The organism is Brucella pseudogrignonensis, assembly GCF_032190615.1.
Taxonomy (GTDB): Bacteria; Pseudomonadota; Alphaproteobacteria; order Rhizobiales; family Rhizobiaceae; genus Brucella; species Brucella pseudogrignonensis_B.
In genome coordinates, this window is the sequence record NZ_JAVLAT010000003.1 from 511,201 (window position 1) to 527,449 (window position 16,249).

Below are 16,249 nucleotides of genomic sequence, written 5' to 3' on the forward strand. Positions count from 1 at the left end.
TCGTAATTTTGTCTATGGTGCTGAAATTATGCAGTTTTCATGCAAGCGATTTCACGCCACATATTTGTAGCGGTCTGACGCAGCTCGCGATGGTTTGCTGAGGTGAGAAGGTTGCGGGGAAAATGGTGCAGATTGTAAATTGGGTCGTGAATGGATGCGAAGCGTTGCACATGTCGCGCTGATTTAAAGCGCTTCATGACCCGCTCTCGTCGTCGGATTGGCTGGTGCGAATTCTCAGCGCGGTTGTTCAAGCCTTTGTGCTGACGATGCTCGCAAACGCTCATCTCCAGTTCTCGTTTGACAGCACCATAAGATCTCAGCTTATCGCGGACCATGACGCGGGCTGAACAGCCCTGGCCGCGTAGAAGTTTACGCATGAAACGCTTGGCAGCCTTGGTGTTACGGCGCTTCTGGACCAGAACATCGAGTACAAAGCCATCCTGATCAACGGCGCGCCACAGAAAATGCTTCTCACCCTTGATTGTGATGACCATTTCATCCAAGTGCCATTTATCACCAAGGCGTGGTGTGCGACGACGGATCGTATTGGCGTATTCACGTCCAAACTTCTCCGCCCATTCGTGCACCGTCTTGTAGGTAACAATGATCCCACGGTAAGCCAGCATGTCTTCGACCATGCGAAAGCTGAGTGGAAAGCGATAATACAGCCATACCGCTTCGGCGATGATCTCAGCAGGGAAACGATGGCGGTGATAAAGAGAAGCGCGAGGTTCGATCATGCCGTATGTTCACAGCTCATGCTTACGTCAAATTTAAGGTAACGGTGCCATAGCCAGCGCACCGATCGGTCCGCAACCACTCACTAGAACGCGCTTGTCCAGCAGGCTGCCAGCGCGCGCAACCGCATGCAAGGTCACGGCAAATGGCTCAGCCATTGCTGCTTCATTGATAGAAATGTCTTCCGCAACCTTGAAGCATTGCGCCTGTTCAGCCACCAACCGCTGTCGGAATGCGCCCTGAATATGCGGCATAGGCATTGCACTGCCATAAAAGCGCATATTGAAACAGTGGTTCTGCATGCCTTTCTGGCAATATTCACAATCACCACATGGCCGGCTTGGCGAGACGGCAACCCGATCACCGATGGCAAGACCGGATACACCACTTCCAAGAGCAACGATCGTTCCGGCGACTTCGTGTCCCAGGATCATCGGTTCGCGCACGCGAACCGCACCGAACCCACCATGGTTATAATAGTGAAGATCGGAGCCGCAAATGCCGCCCGCTTCAATCTTCACTTCCACTTGTCCGGTTCCCATAGTTTCAGGCTCCCGTTCTTCAATACGCAAATCTTTTGCGGCGTGAATGACAATAGCTTTCATGGGTTTTCCTCAAACAACTGGGGTAAGCAGGGCTGAACCGGCAAAATGCGCAGCCAGATTGTCGCGCACGAGTTTGCCCATTGCCTTTCTCGTTTCGACCGTACCGGACGCGTGGTGTGGCTGAACCAAAACATTGTCGAGCGTCAGGAAACGCGGATTGAGCAATGGTTCGCCCTCGAACACGTCTAGTGCCGCCGAGCCGAGCCTCCTGCTTTCCAACGCGTCGAGAAGTGCATCTTCGTCGATATTAGACGCCCTCGAAATGTTGATCAGCATGCCATCCGCGCCGAGTGCCTCGATTACCGGCTTCGATACAATGTGGCGCGTTACAGCCGATGCGGCGAGCGTCACAAACAGAAAGTCGGAATGTCTTGCTAGTTCAGCTGGATCCGCGATGAAGGTCATGTCCTTAGCAAAGTCACGGGGCGAGACATCGCTATAGGCGATGTCCATATCGAAACCCTTCAGGCGCTTAGCGACTTCGAAGCCGATACGGCCTAAACCGAGAACACCGGCCTTGCGGCCCCAAACACGACGTTTTAATGGATAAAGGCCTTTTTCTGCCCAGCTTCCGTCTCTGACCCATGCTTCGGCGCTGATCATTCCGCGCGACTGGACAAGCATCATGCCGATGCCTAGATCGGCAACGTCGTTGGTCAGGACATCCGGGGTATTAGTCACGCGGATACCGCGGGCCCGGGCCGCATCGAGATTGACAGCATCGTAACCGACGCCGTAAATCGATATAACTTCTAGCTTCGGCAGCTGGCTAATCAGTTCCGCGGAGGCACCCAATTCGCCACGCGTGGCAATGCCGCGGATATCGGCACCATATAGCGCCAAAAAAGCCTCGCGGTCGTCCGCTTGGTAAAGCTTGTGTACCTCAAACTGAGCCTCCAACTCCACCATATCCCATTCGGGATAGGGTCCGAGCATTAGGATGTTCGGCTTTCTCATAGTTTCCTCCACTCGTTTTTAACACGGTCTAAGGACCGTTTAATGATACTAAATATTCGAGCGCCGACTCGAGGATCGCTTCCAGCGATTGATCAATGTTTATCGTAACTACCCATTCCTCCGCATAAGGAGACTCGAGCGTCGCGAGTTGGCTGTCGAGAAGCACTAATGGCATGTAGTCGTGACTACGCGCTGCCATCCGTGCGGCCAGAACGCCGCGATCACCTTCCAGATAGACGAAGACAACAGGCCTACCAGCCAGCGCTCTAAGCCGATCTCGATATGTCCGCTTCAACGCTGAGCAGGAGATTACGATATTCGTGTCGCCACCAAGTGCTTGGCCAAGTGCATCAAGCCATGGCCATCGATCTTTGTCGGTCAAAGGGGTGCCTACCCGCATCTTTTCGACATTGATCGCGGGATGAAGGCTATCACCTTCGATAAAATCGGCGCCGATACGGCGGGCAAGGCCGTACCCCACAGTGGATTTGCCGCAGCCAGAGACGCCCATGACCACGACGGGCCCCATGCCTGCCGCGGGGTTAGAGGCTGATTGTGATACCGCCATCGACATAGAGTGTGTGTCCATTTACAAAGGATGAGGCCCGGGAAGACAGGAAGACAGCCGCACCGATCAGTTCCTCGACATCGCCCCAGCGACCTGCAGGGGTGCGCTTTTCCAACCAGTCCGTGAAATCTGGATTGTCAACCAGAGCCTGATTGAGCGGTGTCTTAAAATACCCGGGTGCAAGTGCGTTAATCTGCAACCCGTATTTCGCCCAATCGGTGGCCATGCCGCGAGTCAGATTTTTCACCGCGCCCTTGGTCGTAGTATAAGGCGCTATCCCAGGACGGGCGAGTTCGCTCTGTACAGAGGCGATGTTGACAATCTTGCCGCGGCGGCGATTGATCATATGCCTGGCTACCGCCTGACCGACGTAAAAGGCGCTGGAAACATTAGTCTTCAACAGTTGCTCCCAGCGATCCACCGGGAACTCCTTGAGTGGACTGCGAAACTGCATGCCTGCATTGTTTATGAGGATATCGATCGGACCAACATCGCTTTCGATCGCATTGACGCCGCGCGTTACCGCGTCGGCGTCCGTCACATCGAAATCACTGGCCGAAACCCGAGCGCCGGCGTCAGTCAGTTTACGGACAGCCAGGTCTAACTTGCGACGATCACGGCCGTTGAGCACGACTTCAGCGCCGTGTTCGGCGAGTCCTCGCGCAAGCGATAGCCCGATCCCCTGCGACGAACCCGTGACGAGACCTCGCAGACCGGTAAGATCGAAAAGCGGAAACGTCATCATTTTCACTCCTACGCTGTTAACTCGTGGATAGCGGCGGAGGTGACACGATGGTAAACCTTACCCTCGAACATGGTGAGGAGATGCTGCGTCTGTTCGCGCGACTGAAAACGTGCATCGCATGCCATAGCGCGCTCAAGCGCAGTTTGATCCGGATAGGTGATGGCAAGAAGCAGAGGCGTGGAAGGCGCGCCCTCGTCGCGTTCGAGCTCACGGCAGGGCACCGTTACCTTAAATTTGACGTAAGCATGAGCTGTGAACATACGGCATGATCGAACCTCGCGCTTCTCTTTATCACCGCCATCGTTTCCCTGCTGAGATCATCGCCGAAGCGGTATGGCTGTATTATCGCTTTCCACTCAGCTTTCGCATGGTCGAAGACATGCTGGCTTACCGTGGGATCATTGTTACCTACAAGACGGTGCACGAATGGGCGGAGAAGTTTGGACGTGAATACGCCAATACGATCCGTCGTCGCACACCACGCCTTGGTGATAAATGGCACTTGGATGAAATGGTCATCACAATCAAGGGTGAGAAGCATTTTCTGTGGCGCGCAGTTGATCAGGATGGATTTGTACTCGATGTTCTGGTCCAGAAGCGCCGTAATACCAAGGCTGCCAAGCGTTTTATGCGCAAACTTCTACGCGGCCAGGGCTGTTCGGCTCGTGTAATGGTCAGCGATAAGCTGAGATCTTATGGTGCTGCCAAACGACACCTGGGGATGAGCGTTTGCGAGCATCGTCAGCACAAAGGCTTGAACAACCGCGCTGAGAATTCGCACCAGCCAATCCGACGACGAGAGCGGGTCATGAAGCGCTTTAAATCAGCGCGACATGTGCAACGCTTCGCATCCATTCACGACCCAATTTACAATCTGCACCATTTTCCCCGCAACCTTCTCACCTCAGCAAACCATCGCGAGCTGCGTCAGACCGCTACAAATATGTGGCGTGAAATCGCTTGCATGAAAACTGCATAATTTCAGCACCATAGACAAAATTACGAACTTGCTCAGGTTAAAGTGATGTGATGGATGGCGCCCTGCTTGTGCATCAGATGTGCCATTATCGGTTCATTGGACAAACCATAGAAAGGAGCCATCCATCATGACACAGATTACGACAATCGGACTTGATCTTGCAAAGAATGTCTTCCAGGTTCATGGGGTTGATGCAGACGGACAGGTTTTGTTGCGCAAACGCCTTCGCCGCTCGCAGATGCTGACGTTTTTCAAGACACTGTCTCCCTGCCTGATTGGCATAGAAGCCTGCGCGACTGCACACTATTGGGCCCAAACGCTGCAATCTCTGGGACATGACGTTCGGCTTATCTCACCCGCTTACGTAAAACCTTACGTGAAGCGTCAAAAGAATGATGCTGCGGATGCAGCTGCAATCTGTGAAGCTGTTTCTCGTCCTACTATGCGCTTTGCGCCGGTAAAGAGCGTTGAGCAGCAATCAACCCTGATGCTCCATTCAGCACGGGAACTCCTGATCACACAGCGTACAGCCCTGATCAACGCAATTCGCGCACATTTTTCTGAGTTGGGGATCGTTGTCGCTGAAGGTGCACGCAATGTCCGCAGCCTGCTTGCGCTTTTGCAACACCGGGAGGAGAAGATGAACAGCTCTGCGCAGGTTCCAGAAATTGCTGTCACTGCCTTGCAACCGCTGGCAGAGATGCTGATTGAGACTGACAGGCAGATTGCCAAACTCGACCGCGCAATTGTGGAAATGCACCGTGACAGTGAAACCAGTAACCGGCTAGCGACTATCCCCGGTATTGGTGTGCTGACTGCAACCTATATGACAGCCAGTCTTGCAGCTTTTGCCAAACAGTTCTCCTGCGGACGCGAATTCGCCGCCTATCTCGGACTTGTGCCCAGACAATATTCCAGTGGCGGAAAGCCACGTCTGGGACGCATCTCCAAAATGGGCAACCGCCACTTGCGAAAACTTCTGGTTGTTGGGGCAACTGCAGCGCTCTACAGTATCCGGAAGGGAACCAGCCAGTCCGCTCTTGCCCTATGGGCGAGGCAATTACTGGCAAAGAAGCCATTCAGGCTCGTTGCGGTTGCTTTGGCAAATAAAATGGCCCGCATCGCCTGGGCCGTTATCATCCATAAGCGGGACTATGAAGTCGACATCAAAACGAACTCATCAACCAATATAATAACCGCATAACCTCAAGCAGATGATGAATCTCCGGTAACGGAGCTAACTTTGGCGGCGTGACTATGACGTGATGACAAAACATAGCGGAATGGACCGCATAATCAGAAGAACCCGTGGCACCGTATTGCGCATCAGAGCGCGCTAAAGTGATAGGGATCTGATCAGGCGGATAACATCAGGGCCAGCGGCATGAAAACGCTGCATCAAAAGGCCGGAGACATGACTGCACCCGACCCGCTCTGCTCAATCATCAAGGAATAGACACTTGCCAGACGGGCGCCATCCAGACATAACGGTGCCGCCTCAGGCAATGAACAGGCCATCCGCAGCGGGCTGGATGTGTTGAGGCCGCGCTCGGTTCTGGTGCAGCTTGGACTGAGTGGGGATATTTCACTTCCGCAGAATACCATCGTTGCAAAAGAGATCGAATTGAAAGGCACATTCCGTTTCCATGATGAGTTTGGTCTGGCCGTTGATCTGATCAATACAAAGCGAGTCAATCTCAAGCCGCTTCTGTCGGCTGTTTATCCGATTGAGGATGCAATTAAAGCATTCGAAATAGCCGGAGATCGTAGCCAGTCTATGAAAGTTCAGCTAAGTTTCTGATGCAGGATGGAGTAAGAGGCTTGCGCAAAGTTGCGCTAGCGATCTTCGGGACAAGAACTGAAAATGGAGAATTCCGATGTCGCAAGCTGAAATAGGCCTCATCGGCCTTGGCGTTATGGGGTCTAATCTGGCGCTGAATATTACCGAGAAGGGCAACCGCATCGCTGTGTGTTGATTGCCGCTGAGAAGGGGGGTGCGGACGAAAACTTGGACTATCATGGAGGTAGTTCATGTATTCCTACGAAGATCGGATGCGAGCCGTAGCGCTCTACATCAAGCTGGGCAAGCGTGCGAAGGACGTTGGTGCACGGATCCATTGCGTGTTTAGCGAACTTACAGAAACCAGCTTTATGAGTTGCGCATTTGATCTATGGGATCGCGCTCATGCCATTCAAACACAACGCTGCTCGCCGTCACCGAATACCGTTGCAGAGGTTCAGAGTTAAAAACTGGCGTGAATATGATAGTGGTTTACGACAGTGTGGCAGTATTACGTTTTGGATCAGCGATACGGCAATTGCAGGCTGGTTGGCACCGCGCCGGACAACACCAGGTGGCCAATCTGTCTATTCTGATCTGGCAATCGAAACGTCTTTGATGTGCGGGATCGTCTTCCATCAACCTTTGCGCCAAACCGAAGGCTTGATGTCATCGCTGTTTGATTTGATGGGCATTGATCTACCGGTTCCTGATCATACGACATTAAGCAGGCGCTGTACCAGCTTGTCACTTTCGAAGGCTTTGGTTCGTCACAAGACAGCCACAAGTGATGTAGGAATTCATGTTCTCGTTGATAGCACGGGCCTGAAGCTTTATGGCGCAGGCCAGTGGCTTGAAGACAAGCATGGCAGAAAATCCCCCAGAGAATGGCGCAAACTGCACCTTGCAGTGGATGCTGACACGGGTGAGATTATTGCTGAAATCCTCAGTGATCAAAATAGCAGCGACATCAGCCAGCTCGCAGATCTGCTTGGTCAGATTGACCAGCCGATCGCCAGCTTCACAGCTGATGGGGCTTATGACAGTGATGAGACCTATAGATCACTTCGCCAACATAGTCCCGGTATAAGCGTTATCGTTCCACCACGAGCACGGCAGTTACCAACAGAGTTTTATGGCCCACCGGATCAGCGTGATTGGCATAGCCAGACAATTGCTGAGCATGGCCGGATGAAGTGGCAGGTCATGACCAATTATGGCAGGCGTTCCAACGTGGAAACGACGATGGGCCGCTATAAATCAATCAACGACAATTCTCTTCGTTCACGCAAGTTTGCCAATCAGCAAATCGAAATTAAACTCGGATGTCGCATTCTCAATCGAATGCTGGCATCCGCACGCCCGGATTCCCTCCGCGTCAAAGCAAAGAGCCAATAAAGGCAACATCAAAGACCGGAAACTATCTATAATCGGCTCCGTGCAAAAACGCCCGATAATACAGCCATACCGCCTCCGCGATAATCTCAGCAGGGAAACGATGGCGGTGATAAAGTGAGGAACGAGATTCGATCATGGCCTATTTTCGCAGCTTATGCTTGCGCCAGAGTTAAGGTAACTGTGCCTCTTCCAGTGCGCTTAAGGACGAAGTTCTGCTATTTCGCGCTCGCTCAAGTAGCGGATTTTTTCGCCACGCAAAATGAAAGCTAACCGTGCGGTTTCTTCCAACTCTTCCGCATTATTAACCGCATCCTCGATATCTTTACCCAGTACGACCACACCATGTGAGGCCAGCAGAAAAGCATTAACCTTGTGAACCTGTGCTGTTGCTGCAAGGTCTCTGCCAATCTCGGCAGCGCCGGGCCGATAATAAGGAATTACCGGCATATAGCCAACGCGCATCACATAATACGGGGTAAAAGGACGTAACGCATTATCCTGGGGCAGATCCTCTAAACAAGAAAGCGCCGTTAGATAAGTAGAATGTAGATGAACAATTGCACCCGCATCACTACGGCAATCGAACAGAGCTTTGTGAAATGTGAACTCTTTCGATGGCTTGGGGCCTGCCAACACTTCACCACTGACGCTGATCTCAGCGAGATCCGACGGCTCAAGTCTTCCCAGGCTCCCGCCTGTAGGCGTGACAAGAAAACCACCACTCTCAATGCGCACTGAAACGTTTCCAGCGCCTCCAACCGAATAGCCACGGTCAAATAAGCTGCGACACAAGCTGCAAAGTTTTTCTGCTTTAGTCTCGCGATCCATGAACTAATCTCCATTTCATTGGCACGGAATAGTTACAACGGGAGGCAGAGTTTACGCTGCCTTCCCGAAAAACCGATACTCAGGCCATTGAGCTTATCTTGATATAGCCCAGCTTGTGAAACCTGGCCAATAAGTCACCAAAAGAAGCACGAACACCATGATTCCCCAGAAGGGTAACATCGCTCGTGTTAATCGCATGATAGCAACCCCGGATATCGAACTCGCAAGATAGAGGGCAGTTCCGACGGGAGGCGTCAACAAGCCAATCGTTAAATTGATAACCATGATGAGACCAAACTGCACAGGGTCTACGCCAATCTGATTTGCGACTGGTAACAAGATAGGCGTCATCAACAAAATCGCAGGACCACTATCAACAAACATACCGATGATCAGCAGCATCACATTGATCAATAGAAGCAGCAAAATTGGATTGTCTGTGAGTGTCAAAATCGCTGCAGCGATCGCCTGTGGCAATTGGGCATTTGTCAAAAGCCAGCCAAAGAGAGATGTCGCCGCGATAATTGCTGCCACAACAGCTGTGCCGATAGCTGCTTCCATGCAAATCTGCGGGATTTTTTTTAGGGTAATTTCCTTATAAACGAACATACCGACAACAAACGCATAGACTGCTACGACCGCACCACCTTCCGTCGGTGTGAATATCCCCATGCGAATACCGGCAATGATAATGACTGGCATCAAAAGTGACCAACTGGCATCTTTGAAACGCCGCCACTTTTCAGCATTGCTCACGCCACCTTCGCGTGGATAGCCCTTCATCCGCGCATAAATATATGCATAGACCTGAAAACCTATACCAATAGCTAATCCAGGCGCGAGTGCAGCCAGGAACATATCTCCAATCGAGGCCTGTGCTGAGACACCATAGATAATAATGGCAATGCTCGGTGGCAGAATAAGTGCGAGGCTGCCTGAACATGCGACAAGCGCGCCGGAAAAAGCGGCATCATATTTTCGCTTCTTCATTTCCGGGATCATTACTGAGCCCAATGCGGCAACATCTGCGACACCTGAACCAGACACACCACCCATAACAATCCCGCTCGCCGATACCACCTGAGCGAGACTGCCTCGAATATTACCAAAAATTGACAGGGCAAAGCTGATAATACGTGTAGTGATACCACCATGCCCCATCAGTGCACCGGCCAGCATAAATAGAGGTATGGCCATCAATGGAAAAGAGTCTACAGACGTAAATAGACGTTGACCAAACAACGCCATCGGCAGGCCATTATACCAAATTGCTACAAGAGAAGCGATTGCGATACCAAACGCAACTGGCAAGCCAATCGCCAGGAAAAGCGCGAAGCCACCAAAAAGAATAAGCGAAATCACTATATGGATCCTTCCACAGCAGTTGCCGAAGCATCCACTTCTGCAGGATCACTGCTGAATGTGCGTCGCCATGCTTCTCGTAACGCGAAGTAGAGAAGTGTAATTCCACTAAATGGGATTACAGAATAAATGAAGTACATTGGTATTCCTAAAGCCGCGCTCCTTTGATTAACCCCAAATTTGATCAGCGAAGCACCACCGATGATCAGCGCTGCGCCGACCACAGCAACAAGCAGAGCATTCAATACTGTCAATAGCCTTGAGGGCTTAGCGGGGAGCAGGTTCACGAGGAAATCAAGTGCAACATGCGCTCGTGCCTGAAAGGCAGCAGCCATACCAAGAAACGTTATCCAAACAAAAATATATCGTCCTACTTCCTCCGACCAGCTAAGCGAGTTTGCAAATGCATAACGCGCGACAACCTGGGAGAATGTCACCACCATCATAGCAAAGATCAGCATGCCGATAGCCCAAAGCAGGAATTTCTGGATTAATTGGTCAAGTTTGTTCAAGCTTGCCTCCTCCGCACAAAGAACACCCGCCACAGCCTACTAATCGCGACGGGTAATCAGGCTTGGTTGAACTCAGCGTTTAAGAGCAGTTGTGATACGATTATAAAGATCTATGTTAACAGTTTTAGCGAAAGGCTCATGAGCAGCAACTGCTGCGGCAGCGATTTCATCTGTATTGGGTTCTGTAACCTTTAGACCTTGATCAACCATCTTTTTCAGCATTTCCGAGGTTTGGGTTCGGACAGCTTCATTTTCAGCTACGGTAGCTGCCGCTGCGGCCTCTGTGATGATCTTCTTTTGCTCATCTGTCAGCTGGTTCCATCGCAATTCGCTCATTGCGAGCGTCACATATTCAAATTTGTGATTTGTAAAAGCGAGATAGTCCTGCACTTCTCCGAGACGCCCACCATAAATAAACGGAATAGGGTTTTCCTGTGCATCAATCACATGTTGCTCCAGGCCAGTATAAACTTCACTCCAAGCCATTGGCGTTGGGTTGGCACCCATTGCGCGCCAGGTTGCAACCATAGCTGGAATTTCAGGAACACGGATCTTCAAACCCTTGAGATCTTCGGCTCCATTTATGGGTTTTTTTGACGTAACCTGCCTCGAGCCACGCTCCCACCAGTTCAAAATACGCACATTTGCATTCTGGCGTACATTCTCAGCGATTTCAGCACCAATTTCTCCACCTATCACAGTGTCAAATTCATCCTGTGAGCGAAACAAATATGGCAATTCCAAGAGCTGGATAGAAGGTTCGAAGTTGCCGAGAACACCCGCGATCAAGCCAAAATCGACGGTTCCCATCTGCATACCTTCGACAAGATCACGATCACCACCGATGGTGGAATTCGGATAGATGGTGAGAGTAATTTTACCATCAGAGCGCGCCTCAAGCTCCTCCTTGAACTTTTGCGCTCCATAATGCCAAAGGTCCTGTTCGGATTGGATATGCCCCAGCTTCAAATTTAGCACATCTTGCGCGAAGGCAACCATTGGGATTGAAGCAATTGCAAGGCTTGTTAGCGCTGCCAGTGATGTATTTCTAAGAGTCTTGCCCAGACTAAACATTTTGTATTCTCCTCCGTTATGTAACTTAAATTGGCCGGGGTAACTCCACCCCTCCCACAACTAGCTAAATCAGCTTCCCATCAGGATAAGATCTGCCTCATTGAAGAACTCAGGCCCGCCGAAATTTCCAGACTTGAGAGCGAGCGCAACCACTGCACCGCTTGGCAAAGTGCCACGCAAAGCAGGAACACCCGGTGCAATTTCGGGTCCAATCTCAAGTGCTTTCAACTCAAGGGCCTCGACCACCGCACCCGATGTTTCACCACCGGCCACGATCACGCGCCCGACACCCGCGCCAGCCAACTCAGTTGCAATGTTGGCAAAAAGAGTTTCAATGGCAGCGGCAACTTTCTCACGACCGTATTTCTCTTGTGCTTTGCGCACAACTTCAGGATCAGCCGAAGAAAATACTAAGGGCCGTCCTTCTTGCGTGAGAGCCCATTGAGCAATGTCCTTTGGGTTCAATAGTCCAGCCACAGCATCATCAGCCGTAATTTCAAGAGTCGGCATTGACTGAGCCCGGTGCTGCGCCACCTGACTCCGCGTTGCAGTCGAACAAGACCCTGAAAGGGCGACGCATTTACCGCTGACACCTTGCCATTCAGGTATTTCACCCGAAACAAGCCCCTGTCGGCGGAAATTGTTAGGCAATCCCATGGCAATTCCTGAGCCGCCCGTCAGGAAAGGTAGCCCTTCAAGCGCCTTACCAATTTCCATCAAGTCGTTGTCAGAAGTAGCGTCCACCACGATCAACCGTGCACCGGCTTCATCAGCGACTGAAAGCGCTTTCGTTATGGCATCTGACCCTTGAATTACTTTTTCAAAGGGAACATGACCTACTGGCATATCTGTCTGGCGTGCGAGCCAGCGACGGATGTCAGAGTCGGTCATAGGATTAAGCGGATGATTTTCCATTCCGCTTTCATTCAAAGGTCGATCATTTACGAATAGATTTCCTTGGTAGATAGTACGCCCTGCACCCGGAAAAGCGGGACAAACTACAACCTTCCTCGCGCCAAGCGCCTCTGCCAACGCTGCGGCCACGGGGCCGATATTACCTTCAGGTGTACTATCAAACGTCGAGCAATATTTGAACAATATCTGCTTGCAGCCCTGAGCCAGAAGCCATTTCAACGCCCGCAACGATTGTTCAACGGCCTCAGCGGCTGGAATGCTGCGCGATTTCAGTGCCACAACACCAACTTCGACGCTAGGATGCGCCTCTTTATCTGGCACGCCTGAATATTGCGTCACCCGCATACCTTGTTTCGACAAGGTATTCGCAAGATCACTGGAACCGGTGAAGTCATCACCGATACAACCAAGTAACATAATCTTTGCCTTTGTTAGAAAAAAACAAAAAAGGAACTCTAATCAGTCCCACTCTTCTGCTTGTAAATGTCCCAATAGGTTTGAACCACAGTGTTCAAATGATTTCGCATAGCGGCTTCTGCTCGGTCCGCATCACGATCACGAATTGCTTCGAAAATATTTCGATGAGCTGCCGCAGCCATGGAAAGTGCTTGTGGATGACTGAGCGACATCCGTCGCTGGTCTTCAAGCAATTCCATCACAACTTCGTACAGCGCATCAAGAAGAGGATCCTGACCAATCGCAGCTATAAACTGGTGGAAAGCATCATCCGTTGCGGAGAAAACAGCGATGTCACCACCACTATTTTCATTTCTCTCCAGTAGCTCTTCCAGCTTTACTATATCTGAGGGACTCGCAAGACGCGCAGCTTCGCGCACCATAGCAATTTCAACAAAAATTCGGGTCTTTTGGAACTGGCGAACCCCTTGAGGTCGCGCTACCAGCATTTTCGCAGCCCCCGAGAGGAGCTGGAGCAAATCGCGAGGATCAGGCTCTGTTACGCGCGTGCGATCCCCGTTTGAAACAGCAAGAATGCCTGTTTTGTTGAGCCAAAGCAGTGCCTCTCGAACGGCAGGTCGACCTACACCATAATGAACCATGAGTTCGCGCTCAGACGGAAGCTGATCGCCAATAGTTAGCTCACCAGACAAAACACGCGCCTCAATATCACGTGCAATCTTATCTGATAATCTCTCACGGCTTAGATGTACGGGCGCACCAAATCCACTCATGAACCAAGATCCTTTGTAATGCTGCGCTTCGCCTCAACGATTGAGGCAAGGAACTTATCGCGCCATTTGCGACGCTTAGGAAGATCCTCAGAAGGCACTGCATTACGCATTTTACCTTCAATAGCGGAAACGAGTTCTGGACCCCACTCACGCGGGTCGGCTTGCTCGGTTGCAAGACGGTGATACATTGGTCCCAGATTGGCACAATATTCAGCAACACCATTGGCAGCATTCAGATCGATGGTTGCAAAAGGCCCCATAAAGCACCAGCGCAGACCCAGGCCATCCGCCACTGCTGCATCAACTTCGGCCGGCGTACAAATACCATCTTCGACCAATCTAAATGCTTCACCAAGTAAGGCACTTTGAAGTCGATTGACCACGAAGCCATTTATTTCGCGGGTCAAAGTAATTGGACTCTGACCAAGATCACGCATAAGATCACGCGTAAAGCTCAGCGTCTCCGGCAAAGTCCACGGCGCTGGAATCAACTCTACGAGAGGGATGAGATGTGGCGGATTGATAGGGTGCGCTACAAGATAACGTCCTGCATTCACAAGACCTGCCGTGAATTCTGAAGCAGGGAAGCCTGATGTTGAACTACCGATAATAGTTGTTGGGGTGACGAGACCGTCTATTTCTCGATAAAGCGCCTGCTTAATCGGCAGCCGCTCTGGCGCACTTTCCTGCACATAATCTGCACTCGACAGCGCATCCGCGAGGCTTTTCGCAACACGGCATCTTTCGGCAAAAACTGGATTTGCGGCAGCGACAAACTCAACTGCGGCTTCTGCCGCACTCGTATTCTGATCATAAATTACAAGGTCATGTCCTGCGCGTGCGAAGACCAAAGACCAGGATGAACCAACTACACCACACCCGATTATAGCAATTTTCATTTCACATATTCCTCAAAATTATCCGTGTGGCGCAAGGGTAGACAGTACTTTGAACACTGCCATGCGGAGCAACCTGCGTAGCCATGCCAGCTATGGCTAACCCCCAAGATAGGATCCATGCTGTTAAGCGCATTAACAGTTAAATTTGATTAGTCTCCTCACGTCCTCATTCAATGGTATGACAGGTTGACTATTACTTAGTCAAGCCATTATCATTCATTAATACTGAATTATCCGGAGCATTCATGAGTACGCTCAATTCAATCAGGCGTAACAGGCGATGCATGAAGCCTCGCCGTGAGAGTCCGTAAAGGCACTGTTACGTTAACCTGAGCAAGTTCGTAATTTTGTCTATGGTGCTGAAATTATGCAGTTTTCAGGCAAGCGATTTCACGCCACATATTTGTAGCGGTCTGACGCAGCTCGCGATGGTCTGCTGAGGAGAGAAGGTTGCGGGGAAAGTAGTGGAGATTGTAGACCGGGTCGTGAATGGATGTGAAGCGTTGCACGTGTCGCGCTGATTTGAAGCGCTTCATGACCCGCTCTCGTCGTGGGATGGGCTGGTGCGAATTCTCAGCGCGGTTGTTCAAGCCTTTGTGCTGACGATGCTCGCAAACGCTCATCCCCAGTTCTCGTTTGACAGCACCATAAGATCTCAGCTTATCGCGGACCATGACGCGGGCTGAACAGCCCTGGCCGCGTAGAAGTTTACGCATGAAACGCTTGGCAGCCTTGGTGTTACAGCGCTTCTGAACAAGAACATCGAGTACAAAGCCATCCTGATCAACGGCGCGCCACAGAAAATGCTTCTCACCGTTGATCGTGATGACCATTTCATCAAGGTGCCATTTATCACCAAGACGTGGGGTGCGGCGACGGATCGTATTGGCATATTCACGTCCATACTTCTCCGCCCATTCATGCACCGTCTTGTGGGTGACGATGATCCCACGGTAAGCCAGCATATCTTCGACCATGCGAAAGCTAAGAGGAAAGCGCTAATACAGCCATACCGCCTCCGCGATAATCTCAGCAGGGAAACGATGGCGGTGATAAAGTGAGGAACGAGATTCGATCATGGCCTATTTTCGCAGCTTATGCTTGCGCCAGAGTTAAGGTAACTGTGCCCCTACATCACTTGTGGCTATCTTGCGACGAACCAAAGCCTTCGAAAGTGACAAGCTGGTACAGCGCCTGCTTAATGTCGTATGATCAGGAACCGGTAGATCAATGCCCATCAAATCAAACAGCGAGGACATCAAGCCTTCGGTTTGGCGCAAAGGTTGATGGAAGACGATCCCGCACATCAAAGACGTTTCGATTGCCAGATCAGAATAGACAGATTGGCCACCTGGTGTTGTCCGGCGCGGTGCCAACCAGCCTGCAATTGCCGTATCGCTGATCCAAAACGTAATACTGCCACGCTGTCGTAAACCACTATCATATTCACGCCAGTTTTTAACTCTGAACCTCTGCAACGGTATTCGGTGACGGCGAGTAGCGTTGTGTTTGAATGGCATGAGCGCGATCCCATAGATCAAATGCGCAACTCATAAAGCTGGTTTCTGTAAGTTTGCTAAACACGCAATGGATCCGTGCACCAACGTCTTTTGGTATCTCGCGACAGTCTCATGACACAGGCCAGCAGGTTTTCATCCGCTCCGAGTTCGTGCAACCGCGGTCCCTTCTCTTGGTTCCT

16 protein-coding genes and 5 pseudogenes are annotated in these 16,249 nt (G+C 51.2%); 6 read left to right on the forward strand and 15 right to left on the reverse strand.

Annotation, left to right across the window (positions count from 1 at the left end):
* Positions 1-26: 26 nt before the first annotated feature.
* From RI570_RS20280 to RI570_RS20305, 6 genes and pseudogenes are all read right to left on the reverse strand, one after another.
* Positions 27-740, reverse strand: coding sequence for an IS6 family transposase (locus RI570_RS20280; protein ID WP_313830647.1), 714 nt, complete (start codon positions 738-740; stop codon positions 27-29).
* A 48-nt stretch (positions 741-788) separates the two neighbouring features.
* A pseudogene (locus RI570_RS20285) lies at positions 789-1,343 on the reverse strand (alcohol dehydrogenase catalytic domain-containing protein); the annotation flags it as partial.
* 9 nt (positions 1,344-1,352) lie between these two features.
* Positions 1,353-2,300, reverse strand: coding sequence for a 2-hydroxyacid dehydrogenase (locus tag RI570_RS20290; protein WP_313830648.1), 948 nt, complete (start codon positions 2,298-2,300; stop codon positions 1,353-1,355).
* Between the two features lie 28 nt (positions 2,301-2,328).
* A complete protein-coding gene (locus RI570_RS20295; RefSeq protein ID WP_313830684.1) occupies positions 2,329-2,868 on the reverse strand; it encodes a gluconokinase in 540 nt (179 codons plus the stop codon).
* The gene (locus RI570_RS20300; RefSeq protein WP_313830685.1) at positions 2,843-3,610 is read right to left on the reverse strand and encodes an SDR family oxidoreductase; all 768 of its coding nucleotides are present in this window, start codon (positions 3,608-3,610) and stop codon (positions 2,843-2,845) included. Before RI570_RS20300 ends, RI570_RS20295 begins: the two co-directional genes overlap by 26 nt.
* 11 nt (positions 3,611-3,621) lie before the next feature.
* Positions 3,622-3,873, reverse strand: coding sequence for a hypothetical protein (locus RI570_RS20305; RefSeq protein WP_313830650.1), 252 nt, complete (start codon positions 3,871-3,873; stop codon positions 3,622-3,624).
* Between the two features lie 5 nt (positions 3,874-3,878).
* Here RI570_RS20305 and RI570_RS20310 point away from each other — a divergent pair, with 5 nt between their 5' ends.
* The 6 genes and pseudogenes from RI570_RS20310 (at position 3,879) to RI570_RS20335 (ending at position 7,770) form a co-directional block, all read left to right on the forward strand.
* On the forward strand, positions 3,879-4,592 hold the full coding sequence (locus RI570_RS20310) for an IS6 family transposase (protein ID WP_313830652.1): 714 nt from the start codon (positions 3,879-3,881) through the stop codon (positions 4,590-4,592).
* A gap of 127 nt (positions 4,593-4,719) precedes the next feature.
* Positions 4,720-5,796: an IS110 family transposase gene (locus tag RI570_RS20315; protein WP_313830638.1), complete on the forward strand. Its 1,077-nt coding sequence runs from the start codon at positions 4,720-4,722 to the stop codon at positions 5,794-5,796.
* 291 nt (positions 5,797-6,087) lie between these two features.
* Positions 6,088-6,393: pseudogene (locus tag RI570_RS20320) on the forward strand (L-idonate 5-dehydrogenase); the annotation flags it as partial.
* Between the two features lie 76 nt (positions 6,394-6,469).
* Positions 6,470-6,562 (forward strand): annotated as a pseudogene (locus RI570_RS20325) (NAD(P)-binding domain-containing protein); the annotation flags it as partial.
* A gap of 61 nt (positions 6,563-6,623) precedes the next feature.
* Entirely contained in the window at positions 6,624-6,839 is a 216-nt protein-coding gene (locus RI570_RS20330) for a hypothetical protein (protein ID WP_313830653.1), read from the forward strand.
* Positions 6,778-7,770, forward strand: coding sequence for an IS5 family transposase (locus RI570_RS20335; protein ID WP_313830654.1), 993 nt, complete (start codon positions 6,778-6,780; stop codon positions 7,768-7,770). The genes RI570_RS20330 and RI570_RS20335 overlap by 62 nt, the downstream gene beginning before the upstream one ends.
* Before the next feature lie 198 nt (positions 7,771-7,968).
* Here RI570_RS20335 and RI570_RS20345 read toward each other — a convergent pair whose 3' ends face one another.
* The 9 genes and pseudogenes from RI570_RS20345 to RI570_RS20385 form a co-directional block, all read right to left on the reverse strand.
* Positions 7,969-8,598 carry an aldolase gene (locus RI570_RS20345; protein WP_313830655.1) on the reverse strand — a complete coding sequence of 210 codons (630 nt, stop codon included), beginning with the start codon at positions 8,596-8,598 and terminating at the stop codon, positions 7,969-7,971.
* A gap of 93 nt (positions 8,599-8,691) precedes the next feature.
* Positions 8,692-9,960: a TRAP transporter large permease gene (locus RI570_RS20350; protein ID WP_313830656.1), complete on the reverse strand. Its 1,269-nt coding sequence runs from the start codon at positions 9,958-9,960 to the stop codon at positions 8,692-8,694.
* Entirely contained in the window at positions 9,960-10,472 is a 513-nt protein-coding gene (locus RI570_RS20355; protein ID WP_313830657.1) for a TRAP transporter small permease, read from the reverse strand. Before RI570_RS20355 ends, RI570_RS20350 begins: the two co-directional genes overlap by 1 nt.
* A gap of 72 nt (positions 10,473-10,544) precedes the next feature.
* Positions 10,545-11,606, reverse strand: a complete 1,062-nt coding sequence (locus RI570_RS20360; RefSeq protein WP_313830658.1) for a TRAP transporter substrate-binding protein — start codon at positions 11,604-11,606, stop codon at positions 10,545-10,547.
* 9 nt (positions 11,607-11,615) lie between these two features.
* Positions 11,616-12,878 carry a 3-oxo-tetronate kinase gene (gene otnK / locus RI570_RS20365; protein ID WP_313830659.1) on the reverse strand — a complete coding sequence of 421 codons (1,263 nt, stop codon included), beginning with the start codon at positions 12,876-12,878 and terminating at the stop codon, positions 11,616-11,618.
* A gap of 38 nt (positions 12,879-12,916) precedes the next feature.
* Positions 12,917-13,651: an FCD domain-containing protein gene (locus RI570_RS20370; RefSeq protein ID WP_313830660.1), complete on the reverse strand. Its 735-nt coding sequence runs from the start codon at positions 13,649-13,651 to the stop codon at positions 12,917-12,919.
* Positions 13,648-14,550 (reverse strand): 3-hydroxyacyl-CoA dehydrogenase, encoded by a 903-nt coding sequence (locus RI570_RS20375; RefSeq protein ID WP_313830661.1) that lies wholly within the window; start codon positions 14,548-14,550, stop codon positions 13,648-13,650. Before RI570_RS20375 ends, RI570_RS20370 begins: the two co-directional genes overlap by 4 nt.
* A 365-nt stretch (positions 14,551-14,915) precedes the next feature.
* A pseudogene (locus tag RI570_RS20380) lies at positions 14,916-15,629 on the reverse strand (IS6 family transposase).
* Between the two features lie 93 nt (positions 15,630-15,722).
* Positions 15,723-16,070: pseudogene (locus RI570_RS20385) on the reverse strand (transposase); the annotation flags it as partial.
* Positions 16,071-16,249 lie beyond the last annotated feature (179 nt).

Bases quoted from the DNA above. Each gene is read 5' to 3' on its own strand.
- RI570_RS20280 (WP_313830647.1), bottom strand. From the start codon at position 740: ATGATCGAACCTCGCGCTTCTCTTTATCACCGCCATCGTTTCCCTGCT.
- RI570_RS20290 (WP_313830648.1), bottom strand. From the start codon at position 2,300: ATGAGAAAGCCGAACATCCTAATGCTCGGACCCTATCCCGAATGGGAT.
- RI570_RS20295 (WP_313830684.1), bottom strand. From the start codon at position 2,868: ATGGCGGTATCACAATCAGCCTCTAACCCCGCGGCAGGCATGGGGCCC.
- RI570_RS20300 (WP_313830685.1), bottom strand. From the start codon at position 3,610: ATGACGTTTCCGCTTTTCGATCTTACCGGTCTGCGAGGTCTCGTCACG.
- RI570_RS20305 (WP_313830650.1), bottom strand. From the start codon at position 3,873: ATGTTCACAGCTCATGCTTACGTCAAATTTAAGGTAACGGTGCCCTGC.
- RI570_RS20310 (WP_313830652.1), top strand. From the start codon at position 3,879: ATGATCGAACCTCGCGCTTCTCTTTATCACCGCCATCGTTTCCCTGCT.
- RI570_RS20315 (WP_313830638.1), top strand. From the start codon at position 4,720: ATGACACAGATTACGACAATCGGACTTGATCTTGCAAAGAATGTCTTC.
- RI570_RS20330 (WP_313830653.1), top strand. From the start codon at position 6,624: ATGTATTCCTACGAAGATCGGATGCGAGCCGTAGCGCTCTACATCAAG.
- RI570_RS20335 (WP_313830654.1), top strand. From the start codon at position 6,778: ATGCCATTCAAACACAACGCTGCTCGCCGTCACCGAATACCGTTGCAG.
- RI570_RS20345 (WP_313830655.1), bottom strand. From the start codon at position 8,598: ATGGATCGCGAGACTAAAGCAGAAAAACTTTGCAGCTTGTGTCGCAGC.
- otnK (WP_313830659.1), bottom strand. From the start codon at position 12,878: ATGTTACTTGGTTGTATCGGTGATGACTTCACCGGTTCCAGTGATCTT.
- RI570_RS20370 (WP_313830660.1), bottom strand. From the start codon at position 13,651: ATGAGTGGATTTGGTGCGCCCGTACATCTAAGCCGTGAGAGATTATCA.
- RI570_RS20375 (WP_313830661.1), bottom strand. From the start codon at position 14,550: ATGAAAATTGCTATAATCGGGTGTGGTGTAGTTGGTTCATCCTGGTCT.